We start from the raw sequence: 13,172 nt of genomic DNA on the forward strand, positions 1-13,172 counted from the left end.
AGCTGTCAAAAAAATAAGGTTTAAGAAAAGAGAAGCGGACCGAACGGGGAACGGATCGTCGAGAAAAGAAAGGCAAGAGATTCACCATTCGTCAAACAGCGTGGACTGAGAGAGGCGCTTGTATGCCAAAAAATGATGTCTTGTACGCACAACGTGCGAGCTAAAGAGATCAAGAAAAAGCACCGAACGAAGAAAGGCTCCGCGCTGTTTGTAAGAAGGGTTTTCAGGGATTTTCGAGTGGGAAGGAGGGAGCGGTTATACGAGCGCAGCGAGAGAGTTAAGAAGGACCACCGACCGACGCGGGACCCGCTCGAAAAGCACTGGCTGCACTTGATTTAACAGCTTTTTGCGGGCATTCTTGGCGGGAAGCCCGGAGCGGTTATATGAGCGGTAGCGAAAGAGTCAGGAAAAACCACCGACGGGCGCGGGACCCGACGAGAAGGCACGCGTTGCACTTGAAACGTTGTCAGAAAAGGGTTTGAAGCTCTGGTAATGCTAAGAAATAAGCGGTCTGCTGACCAAAAAAAGACCGTTATCCTGGTAAGGGATAACGGTCCGGTATTTCGCTTTTGGTTTTTCACCGAGTTGCGTACAGCATCCATCACACGATGTCATATACCGTACTGCATCTCGTACGTATGTTGTTTGACGTTCATTGCATATACCGTGTGTGACTTCACACCATACGCATACCGTGACGTATAGCATACGCATAATATGCGCAAGAAATATGCTATGGCGTACTCATCGAATCAATACGCATACCATATCGCACGCTATGCGTATACCGTGTGAAACACCGTACGCCCATTCAATAAATAACGAAATGCTGCACGCTATACCGCACCGCATACGCACGCCATATGCAATAGTATCGTCACAGTATGCGGTCCGATGTCGGTATGAAATATATATCTATTTCACAAAAAAAGAACCGATAACCCTATCATAAGGCTATCGGTTTTTATGCGTTAATGAGCGCTATACATAAGATGAACGAAGTAATGTTTCACGGGGTCTAGGTAATTAAAAAAATGTCTATTGATCTATCCATAGATTGGGAGGTTTGTCAAGAACTTTTTTAATACTCATATGGACAAATGTTCTTTTATTGGAGTAGGAAACTATTGATAATATTTAATATCATGAGTTACCATTATATTAACAAGGAAAAGGGGAGGTTTGGGATGTGTCGCAGGGGAGAGTTTTTACAGGCGTTCGTATTAAGGAAGAAAATGCAGCTAAAATCGATGAATTGATAGAACATTTTCAAGGACAAACATCACTTGGAAGTGTACGCAAACTGGATGTTTTTGATTTGGCAATCGAAAAACTTTACGAAGAAATCTTCCCGGGCTGCAGATGATGCATGATGGGAAGATAAAGCGTAACTACGAATAAAGAGAAAAGAAAGGATTTGTAAGAACATGAGCATGATGGCAGTTCAGTCACGCAGCGTTATCGCCATCAAGTGCAAATAGATGGATGGCCAGTCCACCGATCGTAACCATAACAAAAGCCAAGCGAAAAACCGCGATGGTTTATACAGAGGAGCAATGATGGAGCTCAATGAGGAAGAACTGGATTTAAACAATCCTTTTAGACTGACAGAAACAGAGGCAAAAAAAATAGCCCTCAATGCGAGACACACATCAGGAGCTAGACGAAAACCTTAGAGTTTCGATTACTGACCCTACCACAAGTCAGAACTACTTTGCTTCGAATTGTACGAAACGCAACACCAAACAAAAAAGTACGAGAGGTGGCATCATATGAGCATTGTAGTTACTAATAATGATAACATTAATTCCGAAGAAATCAAGAATCAAGGTGTTATACGCGATGAAAAATTCGAAATTATACTAAACAACGAATCTAATGCTTTAGCGGTGAGTGATAATGCTACTGGTGGTAATGGTGGAAACAATGTTGGTAGGAATACAGTAGGAAGTAGCGATGATGACGGTCAATCGAATAACCACGCGCATTTACCGGAGGATGTTTACGTTCCAGAATACCTTTCACGCTATCTGAAGAATCTGATCCTTCCAGAACAAATTAGTAAGAAGTTCTTGCTGGGTGTCGGCGAAAATGCACTTAAATACAAGATCATGGATGTGGAAGAACATAATATTTCTGGTAAAACAGGGAAACGTCGTGTACCTGAAAAGCTAGATTTCGAAGATGTAGCAATAATCCTGATGTCGTTGTACACATTTAAGAACGTACAATTAACCGACCGAGAAGAAGATGCAACTCTTGTTATGTACGACGACAAAGAAGGCGTATATAGTACAAGCACTCAGAATATATACAAAATCATAAAAAGAATCGCATCAGGCTTTAAACGGGGAGACATGGATGACACCATCGATCACATTGAAGATTCTGTACCATCAGTGGAACTCACAAAAGATAAAGATTTATTCCCTGTGAATAACGGCATATTTAATCAGAAAATAGGCGAATTATTGGAATTTAGCCCAGACTACGTATATCTCACGAAGATTCCTGTGAATTATAGACCACACTCAATAAATCCTGTGATACCTGCACCTGATGGTTATCAGTGGGACGTGGAAAGTTGGATAAAAGACTTATTCAACGGCGATCAGGAGGTCATAGAACTAATATGGCAAGTTATTGCAGACAGTTTACAACCGAACACATCCCGTCACAAGTCTATATGGTTTTATTCGGAAAAAGGAAACAACGGTAAAGGTACACTTGGTCAGTTAATTAAAAACTTACTTGGGAAAGGAAACTACGCTTCGTTATCTGTTGCGGATTTCAACCATGAATTCTCAAAAGAAACTCTGTTAGGCGTGGCTGCTAACATAGCGGACGAAAACGACGTGAATACGTATTTAGAATCGGCTAAAGACTTCAAAGCGAGCATAACAGGGGATGATATAAACATTAATAGAAAACACAAGTCAATGTTACGTATGAAATTCTTAGGTACGAATATTCAGATGATGAATGGAATGCCAAAAACGAAAGATAAAACAGACTCGTTCTATCGCCGTATTATTCCGGTTCCGTTTCTGAAATCATTCACAAACAATGGAGAAAGAAAATACATTAAGGATGATTATATCAATCGGAAAGACGTATTGGAATACGTATTGCATAAGGTGTTACACATAGACTTTGACGAGTTCATTATGCCACTAGCTTCAGCTCAGTTGCTATCGGATTACAAAGAAAACAATGACCCTGTGTTGGATTTCTGGAACGAACTAAAAGACGAATGGGCTTGGTCTTTATTGCCAACACAGTTTGTATATGATATTTATAGACAATGGCGACTCATGAATAATCCAAGCGGTAAGACGCTGAAGAAACGTGAGTTTCTTGATAACCTTGCTACAATTATAGAGTCACAAGGCGAATGGGTGGATAGTCGTACAAAGAATGTAAGGTCATCGGGTAGAATGGACAAAGGGGAGCCATTGATAAGAATGTATGGCTTAGATAAAAAAGATAGTAGTGGTAATTGTGGCGTGTGGTCTAATTTTTTATATGATTTGCAGACTCATAATGGCCATACAATCTACAGTCGAAAAGATACGTACAGAGGTTTTGAGCGTATATAATTCACAGATAAAGGTCAGAGAGTAAAATCTCTGGTCTTTTTTTGTGACAAAATGATAATCAACTTATAGTCACAACAGTGTCACATTCTCGTATTTTCACGCCAAAACTGTCACAAATCACATGTGAATAGCACACGCTCAATAATGTATTATATTCTCTGTGACAGTTTCGTGGTTTTGTGACGCTAATGTGACAGTTTCGATATACCTTTTTGTCACAAATAATAATAGTAAAACGCTATGGGTTCAGTTGTTTATTTTTTTGTGACAGTTGTGACACCTTTTTATATAAAGTTATATAAAAAAACAAATAAGCATTTATGTACATATAAAAAAACTTCTAGGAGTAAACTGTCACAACTGTCACAAATTGGAAATTAACGAAAGACTATCATCACCGCACTTTTTATCTGTGAATCCTACGACAACTCCACCGCTTTTTATCTATGAGAACAACTTAATCGCTAAGTCATAAGGTATCCTTAGAGACTATGACCAGGAAGGAATCCTCACATGGAAAAGAGATACCGCCAATCCGGAGTCGCAACAAAAACGCTAGGGAAAAGTTGAGAAAGCCAAGCAAATAAACTTTTATTGGGTCTTTACCCAATTTCAGTACTTCGGCTCTCGCGTAAAAGGACTACATATCGATACAAAGTACATCATTACGTGGATAAGAATAATACATTTTGATTCACCTCGTATTTAGAGCTTAAGATCTCATTGTATGAGGTATTTAAGTTATCAATGTAAATAAACGGTAAAATATACTGATACGTGTTCCCTGTATCGGTTTGGGCTGTCATTATTTATGGAGGCACACATAAGTATTATTACCAGATTTCGTCCTCTTCTGGCTTGCCCCAATCAGTTTTTTCGTGCTGATTCTCTTCTTGCATAATGATTACTCTTTTGAGTTTATTATAACACCTTCATGTTACTTATCAGTCGTGAAGCAACGTGGATTGTAATCGCACCCGTTAGTGTAAAAATCTATATTTCAATTGATCATAGGGGGGACACTTGCATGGTATAATTTGCTAGTTTTGTTAGTATTTTTAAATCCAAAATAATGTGTTAATGTGTATATTCGGGATCGTTTATATAGTAAGATTAAAATTTCAATATATATTTAAACTTAGTTAAAAAGGAGTTCCAATTAATGAAAAAGCAATTCACAACTCAGATTCTATACTCAGAAGACGTTTCATGGCTTACTGAAATATATAAAAAATGTTTGAAACTAGATTTTGACCTAATTGACGACATAAGCGACTGGACCGGGGGCATATATGCCACGGAAGAATTTAGTGAAGGATATGAACCTTTATTACAAGCAACAGTGTGTGAATTAGGTGGACATGTAGGACATTATCAGTTACTTCATCAAACAGCTTTCGTTTCTCAACTAGTTGAAGGACAAATTAGTTGTGCCGAGTTTATTACAGAAATTCGTAAAATCATAATAGATGATGACACAGAAGGGGCAGATACAAGCACTATATCCTGCAGTGAAGCTGTTAGAAAGGCAAAAGAAGACATAACTATATTCAAGGTTTCTATGTCTCATAATCTGACGGAAATAATAGGTAGTAAGGAACCTATCCCCTTTTATAGATGCGATGATATATTATTAGAATTAGATAATTACATCCTTAGGTTTCTAAAGTAATGAATTATTAAGTTGAAAACCAGGCATTTCTTGCAACTAAAAGGATCACTATCTATGACATTCTGGTGTAATGTTGTGCAAATACCCACTGGCTTAGTTACAATTTAACTATTTTGCATAAGATATTTCAGTCCTCTTTTACATAGAAATGGATATTGTACTTAGAATAAAGTGAGTCAATTGCCCTGTCATTTTAGAGAGAGTTACGTTTTTGAATTTGTACAAAAAGAACCTCTATTAAGAAGTTCCAGTCAATTTTCTTATTAAAGTAAAGCACCTGTTCGTAATATAAGGTTAGCCAGATTTTACTGGTTGACCTTTTAGCCTAATAAGAATTGTTCCATTCGTGCTCCAAAACACTATATATTAATGAATCTCGCCAGCCATCTTTAATTAACAAATCTTCACGAATTCTACCTTCTTTGGTCATTCCAACTTTCTCCAAAACTTTTGATGAACCAACGTTTCTTGGGTCACAAGTTGCATATATACGATGCAGTTTAAGTTTCTCAAATCCAAAATCAATTAACAGAGTTGCTGCTTCTGTTGCTATTCCTTTTCCCCAATGGTCTGGATTAACAATATAAGCGACTTCTCCAACTTTGTTAGTGAAATCCCTGATGTTAAACTCACCAGCCCCAATCATATTTTCATTATATATGATTGCAAAAACGAACCTTCTCCTTGGTTCTTGTGTTGAGTTTTCTATCACATGATTCACAAAATCTTTCGAGTCTTCTTCCGTATTCGGTCCCCAAGGTTGGTATTGACAAACTATATCCTGTGATGCATATTTATGTACATCAATCCAATCACTTTCAGTAAATTCCCTTAATAATAACCTTTCATTTGAAAGACTAATCTTAGTGTGCTCGATTATAATCCCCTCCACTTTTATAACCTTTTTCCGCAAATCTGCCCTTTAATAATATGAGAGAGTCATATTGACGATCTCATTGTTGAAGTAAAGCACCCGATACTTTAAGTACAGTGTTTCGCAAACAATGAATGTTAATTTCCATTTAAAAATTCAAGTATATACTTACATAACTGGTTCCAGTCTTTAGGTTCATCTTCATAAGTAGGCTCGAATTGAATTTCTTCTATTAGAGACTCAGGAGTTTTGGCGTCTTTTCTTTTCCAATTATTATTTTCATCAAACAAGCTAATGGTTTTTACTGGATCCAAACCATATTCTTTCTCGAAAAATAGCCATTTAATACAATCAGTTAGTATCACTTTGTCATTTACCTCTAAATGCGTTTTTATTTGACCATCAAACTTATTCTTATCTTTATTATAAACTGGATCTAAACTAGGTGATTTTACTTCTACGACAGCAAGATAATCAATTTTATCATTATCTATATTGGCATAGTTCCAATGACGTGCAACTAACAAGTCTGGCGGTGATGTCTTCTCTTTTCTGTAAATACGAGTATCATGTATTTTACTATTCTTGTTATCATATTGTGTCGAAATATCAATAATAGATATGTCTTTTTCGTTAATAAACAACCTATCTAAAAGTGGAGTAACAACACGATTTTGAATGGTAATCTCTCTCCAATCAATTTCTAAATAATTATCAACCAACTTTTTGTAGTAACTATATGAGAAGGTATTATCTTGAACAATACTATCTACCCAATTTTCATTCATAGTTTTTTGCATCCCCTTTACGATTTACTATTTGTCTGTGCTTTTTTGCATTTTTCACCAATTTTTATCGCCTCATTTTTACATAATTTTTATAGTACATTAATACGTCTAAACTTATAATAAACGTTTGTTATTTTTGCGATTTCTTGTTGAACAAATCTGCGACGTTGTCAGAGTACAATATTTCACAAAGCTATCTTACCATATATTAATAATTTTAAAATAACTCAACGATATTCTTGTCATTTTAATAGAAAAATGTACTTTTTAGTGTTATTATTTATTAAAATGTATTGCATCTGTATTGCAATTATGAAATAAACACATCTAAGCACAACAAAACAAATTACCTTGCATATAATTTTTAACTAGTGGTAATGATTATTATATTGTGTTAGGTGGTTTTATTTATATATTTTATATAAAGGGAGGGTGGCTATTTTGGTGTACACTATTCCGAAATACACTCAATATCAATTATCCCAAAAGGTAAAAGCAGTAATAAAAAAGGAAAATTTAAGCATTAATGAAATTTCATTGAAGTATGATGTAAATCTGAATTTAATCGATGATATTTTACAAGAACATGTGATATTTAAAGCGAAACATTATGAAGTAGTTTCAATTGTTTTGGGGCTTTCTATCAATGAGTTATTGGCTGATGAAGTGATTAAGCCTATTTCATTCAGAAGTAAACATGAAGAAAATGATCAGGATATAAATCGAGAAATTAAAAAAATTAGTGATTTTTTTGTTGAAGTAGCGTTGTTAAAAAAAATAAATGGTGGAACTTATGTTAAAAATTGAGGGATTTCATGACTTTAAATAATGAACGTAAGGAAGAATTGAAGAAGTTAGTAAAAAAGGAATATGAAAGATTTAAAAAGAAATATCCATCTGTGGTAATTGCACCTATGAGGGACTCAATTAAAAGAATAGAAAGCTTGGGTATTTTGGTTTTGATCTCTGCAGCTCCAGACGATGTTTCTGGTTTTTGCATGACTATTGGCGAAGATACCTTTATTTTTGTTAACAAAAAACATAACTTAGGAAGACAAAGTTTTTCATTATGGCATGAAGTTTATCATTGGTTTACTGAAGATACTGGGTCAATTAGTTTATTGGGAGATTATAAAGATAACGAAGTTGAATTTTCCGCAGATTACTTTTCCTCTTTAGTTCTAATTGATGATACTGTTTTGTATGAAGAATTAAAAAATATGGGATACCCTCCAAAAAATCCTATGTATATCTCACACGATAAAATAATTCAATTACAGCATCTTTTTGGAGTTAGTTATTCTGCAATGGTTACGAAGTTAATCGAACGCTTTCCACAAGCAAACTTGAATTCAAGATATGGTTTAGGTAATTCCAACAGAAAAGAAGAATTGATATCAAAAACACTTGCTCTAGGATTGAGTACTGACTTAATTAATCCAGGAAATAAAACTTACATAAGTAGTGAATTGTTTATTCTATTAGAATCATTATATAAAGAAGAAAAAATAAGTTACAATAAATTAAGTGGAATTTTAGAGTTTATTGAAAAGGAGCTGGATTGAATGACAGTTCCTAAATATGATTGTATTTGTGATACGAATATTTGGGTTAAGGTTTGCATAGGCGCTGTTCATGAAGTTTACTTAGAAAGATTTAATGTGATTGGTATTGCAGATGCAGTTAAAAATGAAATAGTTAAATGGGACAGTAATGAAGATGAATTTAAGAAGATATGCAGTTTGTTTTATGAATATGAAAATAAAAATTTATTTGTAATTAATTTGATTGATTTAGAGCCTATCACAAGGAAGATAATAGAGAATGAATTAAAACAAGAAGGCTTTATCGATTTAGATAATAGTAACAAGAAAATAGAAGATTTAGGTGAGTTTGTGTCGTTTCTATATGCATATCATTTAGAAGTACCATATATGCATTCAAGTGATACTAATTTTAGTGAAGAAATTCAAAATGGTAGGGTGCTATCTAAATATAAAGGTATAGAAATAGTAACGTGGAATGAAATCTCTGAAACTATTACAGATAATCATTCTGAGAGAATTAAGTTAAATAAGATGGTAGAGGAAAAAAGCAAAGTAATGAGTAGACGCAACGAAAGAAGAAAAGAAGAAAATGATATGGACCGTAAACTTCAACAGCTAATGGATCGATTTTCAAAAGTATACTAACTTTAATGTGGTTTGGAATATATCGACTAACATATGTCTGAAGATTCAAGTCTTTTAATTATTTCACCATTAGGCCTGATATTCATTATTTTTATAATATTTTTAGAGAATGAGAATAGAAATTGAACTATATAAGCAAACTATATAAGCCTTTAAAGGCTTTTTTTGTCTTTAAATTGAACAAATATTCGTATGTGATAAAAGAACAAATGGATAGAAAACATTAAAGGGGATAGCTTAATGGTTAAAGACCGCTGAAACATCGAATGGACAGCAACGATGATGCCGGAGCATGCAAACTTGTTAAAAGAAATGTGGCGCCAAAAAGAATGGAAAGAAAAACCGATGCTTGACGAACAACTAATCAACGAAATCAATTTAAAGCTACAGTTTGCTCTTAAGGATGATTTGGCGATTGAGGTTGAATATTTTCAAAATCATGATTATCACAAAGTGAAAGGTAAGCTTCTTGGTGTGGATACTTTGCTTAATTACGTGGGGTTAGAGGAAAAAGAAATACCTTTAAACAGTGTAACTGGAGCATGGATAGATTAACCAGGAATATATGGCTCCTGCTATTGTTATTTCTAAATTTATTTAATCCTCATATTCCTGTTATCTAAGCTATATAATTTATAAATTTGTAGTTTAGTGTTTAATTAAATAAAATACACATTTCATTTAGGTGAAAAAGGGGTGTCTTTATGGGGGAAGTTAAGATAGATTATACTGGATGGGAATTTTATGACCAACTAATTAAACAGTACGGAGAACAAAATGAAGATTATTTTATATATTTCTATGGTTATAAATCTGTTTACGTTGATGAAATTAAAGGCCTGTCATATGAAGGTGTTTTAAGTCAAGAAAAATTAGATCGGTTATATCTATCAATTAAAAAGAATGGTTATTTATATGAAAGATATCAAGATTTGCACTTAATCTACTTACCTAATAAAACATACACGGTAGCCACTGGTGGCAACCATAGACCATATTTAGCCGAATTTTTAAAAATAAAGAAGGTAATAGGTATGGTTGAAATATTAATACCGAAAAACCTACTTGCTGACGAGCAGATTCTTGAATGTGAAAAAATACTAGATGAAGAAGGAATTGATGTTCATACACGAAATCCTTACTTCTACAAACTGTGTGAAGAATATGATTTGCTTCCACCAAAAATGAAAATAAGAATTAGCTAAAAGGGAGGATAAGGTATGAGTAATGCTGAGATGCCCATAGAATTCTTTCCTTTTGTGATATTTTACTTGGTGGAGGACTGAGTTGAATCCACGATTAATATTCGTTTTCCTTATAATGTTCAACCATTAATGGATATACCTACCAGATCTATGACTAAAGCGAAATTTGAAGCTAGGATTAATAATAAAGTTGTTCCTTTTAAAACAGAACCTTCACCGTGTAAAACATTCCAAAATATCCCCCACTCCAATGTTAAAAACGATGTTCATCACTGCAATCTATACAATAGGTGTATTATCAGCATTATATGCAGCACTATTAGCACCTGAAAGAGCGTTGACGGCAACAATTGCATCAGGGTTAATTAATGGTTTAGCAACCATATTGTTAGTTATTTTTGTTGACCTAAAGGTATCGTACTTGCTGACAACGTTGTTAATGGAAGAGGTAGTTATCATTCATTAAAAAGTATTTAATAATGATGGTTATATCGAGATTATTCGGGACCATACTTGCACAATTATTGTTTATACCAGGAGCTAAATATATTGCTTGGTTTACTACGTTTATTGTTTAATAGTTATTCCACTAACTGGTGCATTACTTGAACAGAAGTAATGCAATTTTTCTTGTTCAAGTAAATGGAAGAATAGTTTAATAGCACTCACAAAGTATTTTGTATTTACTGTATAATATAATGAGAAATAAATACTATACAAAAGGACATGGAAATTTAGTGGTAATATCAATATTCTATGTTAACATTCCGAGATTTTTAGAATTAATAAAATGAAACTATTATAGGAGAGTCCTAAAATGAAAAAGAAAATGAACTATTTAATCTTACTTTTAACGATCATCTTTATGGTTGGTTGTACAAACGTAGAAGATGCATCCAATACAGATGTAGAAACAGTTCCACAAGAATTAACCACAGTTGAAACAAATAAAAATAATGAAAATGAAAAAGAAGAAACTACCACTTCGGTTGTTGATGAACCAGCAGCAGAGGAAACGTCGAGTGTTCCGGTTGCGGTGGAAACACCGACCCAACCAAATGATGAACTGTTCTCAGGATACGAACTTATTGAAGTTGATGGTGGTGATTTGTCTGGTTATCGTCAACCTAACGTCGTCGTTGACATTGGTTATGGGGACCGTGAATATTGGGCCTTTACGAATGAACATGGGCAACTGGTACGTGTCATTGCTGACGAAATCATTCTGCAAGATGACAATAATGAACCTGTAACATCGTCTGGCAGATACTATTCTGATGAGGCAAAGGTTCCTGGTGTAGAAAGTGACGTTTTAGATGAGGGACATATCATTGCTGATTCTCTCGGAGGGGTATCGAATGCTTATAATATTACCCCACAAGATAGTACGCTCAACCGTCATGGTGATGTAGCTTATATGGAAGACGCAATCCGTAGTGCAGGTGGAGCTACTAATTTTGAAGCAATTATTACATATCCGAACACGGAAACGCAGATTCCTTCAAGTTATCAGTATACCTATACTTTAATGGGTAACGAGATTGTTGATACATTTGACAATGTGAACCCTGATGAAGTAAACGAATCACTCGGTTTAACAGGCAGTGAGCCTTCTGGTTCAACCAGTTCAAACACAAGCGGTGATATTTCTAGTGTTGATACAAACGGTAATGGACAGGTGACGATTAAAGAAGCAGAAGCAGCAGGTTTTAGTATGCCAATAACGAGTGACCATTGGTTATACCCATATATGGACGACCGTGATAACGATGGTATGGTAGGGGAGTAAAACCCTAGAACTTTGAGGCAAAATGAATGAACGAAAGAATATTTCCCTCGTTGAACGATTTACTACAATTTGCAAATGGTTGTCTGTGCAGGAACAACTGAAGTTAATGGTCATATCATCTATAAAATTTGTACGATGAGTATATAATTATTTTTCACTAACGGGTGCATTTCAAAGAAGGAAATGCACCTTTATTTTTATTTGCTTCAAGTGTTGCTTTGGCCTCAAATCCCAAAACATAGCTGCCTCAAAAGAGAATAGGATTTCTTTATCGTTCTTTCAGAGTACACCCTGGTTAAACAAATGGAAATGTAGTAATATCAATGCATATGAGTGTTCAAACAGACTTGTTCAAATAATAGGATGTGAGAATTTGATTTTTGGATATGCGAGAGTTAGTACAAAAGACCAAAATCTAAATCGTCAAATAAAAGAGTTAGAGAATTTTGGATGTGATCGCATTTATCGAGAAAAGCAATCTGGTAAAAACTTTGATCGCCCTGTTTATAAAGAAATGCGTTCCAAATTGCGATTTGGAGATGTACTAGTTATTCATGATTTAAGTCGCTTTGGTCGAAACAAAACTGAAATCAAAGAGGAATGGGAAGCACTTATTAAAGAAGAAATTGATATTGTCGTCTTAAATATGCCAATTCTTGATACAAGAAAATATAAAGAACTTGAGGGAGTTGGACAGTTAGTTTCCGATTTAGTACTAACACTACTTTCTTGGATGGTTGATGAAGAAAGAGAACGTATAAGAGCTGCACAGCGAGAGGGTATAGAAATTGCAAAAAAACAAGGGAAGTTTCGTGGCGGCATAAAGAAGTACTATGCGGGTGCTACAGGTAGAGATAAAGTGGTTTATGATAAAGTGGTGCAATTGTTAGAGCTAGGAACTAGCGTAATGGATATTCATAGAGAGGTTGGAATATCGAGAAATACTATATACAGTATCCAAAGGGAGTTAAAAAAGGATTTAATTTGATTTCCGACATCCGAACTTAATTACAAAGAAATCTAGATTTAAGATTCTATGAAAAGGGGTAGTGA

12 protein-coding genes and 1 pseudogene are annotated in these 13,172 nt (G+C 34.7%); 11 read left to right on the forward strand and 2 right to left on the reverse strand.

Annotation, left to right across the window (positions count from 1 at the left end; translation table 11 throughout):
• The first annotated feature begins 1,189 nt into the window (after window positions 1-1,189).
• From CWR48_RS20350 to CWR48_RS04985, 3 genes are all read left to right on the forward strand, one after another.
• Window positions 1,190-1,366: a hypothetical protein gene (locus CWR48_RS20350; RefSeq protein WP_170140705.1), complete on the forward strand. Its 177-nt coding sequence runs from the start codon at window positions 1,190-1,192 to the stop codon at window positions 1,364-1,366.
• A gap of 406 nt (window positions 1,367-1,772) precedes the next feature.
• Entirely contained in the window at window positions 1,773-3,599 is a 1,827-nt protein-coding gene (locus CWR48_RS04980; protein WP_115771961.1) for a DNA primase family protein, read from the forward strand.
• 1,162 nt (window positions 3,600-4,761) lie between these two features.
• Window positions 4,762-5,271 carry a hypothetical protein gene (locus tag CWR48_RS04985; RefSeq protein ID WP_115771963.1) on the forward strand — a complete coding sequence of 170 codons (510 nt, stop codon included), beginning with the start codon at window positions 4,762-4,764 and terminating at the stop codon, window positions 5,269-5,271.
• Between the two features lie 325 nt (window positions 5,272-5,596).
• Here the strand turns inward: CWR48_RS04985 and CWR48_RS04990 are convergent, their stop codons facing one another.
• Together CWR48_RS04990 and CWR48_RS04995 are read right to left on the reverse strand one after the other, a co-directional pair.
• Complete coding sequence (locus CWR48_RS04990) at window positions 5,597-6,163, reverse strand: GNAT family N-acetyltransferase (protein ID WP_245976727.1); 567 nt, start codon at window positions 6,161-6,163, stop codon at window positions 5,597-5,599.
• Window positions 6,164-6,282: 119 nt separating this feature from the next.
• Window positions 6,283-6,933 carry a hypothetical protein gene (locus CWR48_RS04995; protein WP_115771965.1) on the reverse strand — a complete coding sequence of 217 codons (651 nt, stop codon included), beginning with the start codon at window positions 6,931-6,933 and terminating at the stop codon, window positions 6,283-6,285.
• Between the two features lie 441 nt (window positions 6,934-7,374).
• On the opposite strand from CWR48_RS04995, the gene CWR48_RS05000 reads away from it, so the two are divergent.
• The 8 genes and pseudogenes from CWR48_RS05000 (at window position 7,375) to CWR48_RS05035 (ending at window position 13,107) form a co-directional block, all read left to right on the forward strand.
• A complete protein-coding gene (locus tag CWR48_RS05000; RefSeq protein ID WP_115771967.1) occupies window positions 7,375-7,740 on the forward strand; it encodes a hypothetical protein in 366 nt (121 codons plus the stop codon).
• An 8-nt stretch (window positions 7,741-7,748) separates the two neighbouring features.
• Entirely contained in the window at window positions 7,749-8,498 is a 750-nt protein-coding gene (locus CWR48_RS05005) for an ImmA/IrrE family metallo-endopeptidase (RefSeq protein WP_115771969.1), read from the forward strand.
• On the forward strand, window positions 8,499-9,125 hold the full coding sequence (locus CWR48_RS05010; protein ID WP_115771971.1) for a hypothetical protein: 627 nt from the start codon (window positions 8,499-8,501) through the stop codon (window positions 9,123-9,125). It begins immediately after the preceding gene.
• Between the two features lie 279 nt (window positions 9,126-9,404).
• Complete coding sequence (locus CWR48_RS05015; protein ID WP_115771973.1) at window positions 9,405-9,680, forward strand: YolD-like family protein; 276 nt, start codon at window positions 9,405-9,407, stop codon at window positions 9,678-9,680.
• A gap of 149 nt (window positions 9,681-9,829) precedes the next feature.
• The gene (locus tag CWR48_RS05020; protein ID WP_115771975.1) at window positions 9,830-10,330 is read left to right on the forward strand and encodes a hypothetical protein; all 501 of its coding nucleotides are present in this window, start codon (window positions 9,830-9,832) and stop codon (window positions 10,328-10,330) included.
• A 262-nt stretch (window positions 10,331-10,592) separates the two neighbouring features.
• A pseudogene (locus CWR48_RS05025) lies at window positions 10,593-10,908 on the forward strand (lipid II flippase family protein); the annotation flags it as partial.
• Between the two features lie 239 nt (window positions 10,909-11,147).
• A complete protein-coding gene (locus CWR48_RS05030; RefSeq protein ID WP_115771977.1) occupies window positions 11,148-12,119 on the forward strand; it encodes a DNA/RNA non-specific endonuclease in 972 nt (323 codons plus the stop codon).
• Between the two features lie 373 nt (window positions 12,120-12,492).
• The gene (locus CWR48_RS05035) at window positions 12,493-13,107 is read left to right on the forward strand and encodes a recombinase family protein (protein ID WP_115771980.1); all 615 of its coding nucleotides are present in this window, start codon (window positions 12,493-12,495) and stop codon (window positions 13,105-13,107) included.
• The last annotated feature ends 65 nt before the right edge of the window (window positions 13,108-13,172 follow it).

The sequence above is a fragment of the Oceanobacillus arenosus genome (assembly GCF_003369575.1).
Classification (GTDB): Bacteria; Bacillota; Bacilli; order Bacillales; family Amphibacillaceae; genus Oceanobacillus; species Oceanobacillus arenosus.

Excerpts from the sequence above, each read along its gene's own strand:
- CWR48_RS04980 (WP_115771961.1), top strand. The coding sequence starts at position 1,773 with ATGAGCATTGTAGTTACTAATAATGATAACATTAATTCCGAAGAAATC.
- CWR48_RS04985 (WP_115771963.1), top strand. The coding sequence starts at position 4,762 with ATGAAAAAGCAATTCACAACTCAGATTCTATACTCAGAAGACGTTTCA.
- CWR48_RS04995 (WP_115771965.1), bottom strand. The coding sequence starts at position 6,933 with ATGAATGAAAATTGGGTAGATAGTATTGTTCAAGATAATACCTTCTCA.
- CWR48_RS05005 (WP_115771969.1), top strand. The coding sequence starts at position 7,749 with ATGACTTTAAATAATGAACGTAAGGAAGAATTGAAGAAGTTAGTAAAA.
- CWR48_RS05010 (WP_115771971.1), top strand. The coding sequence starts at position 8,499 with ATGACAGTTCCTAAATATGATTGTATTTGTGATACGAATATTTGGGTT.
- CWR48_RS05015 (WP_115771973.1), top strand. The coding sequence starts at position 9,405 with ATGATGCCGGAGCATGCAAACTTGTTAAAAGAAATGTGGCGCCAAAAA.
- CWR48_RS05020 (WP_115771975.1), top strand. The coding sequence starts at position 9,830 with ATGGGGGAAGTTAAGATAGATTATACTGGATGGGAATTTTATGACCAA.
- CWR48_RS05030 (WP_115771977.1), top strand. The coding sequence starts at position 11,148 with ATGAAAAAGAAAATGAACTATTTAATCTTACTTTTAACGATCATCTTT.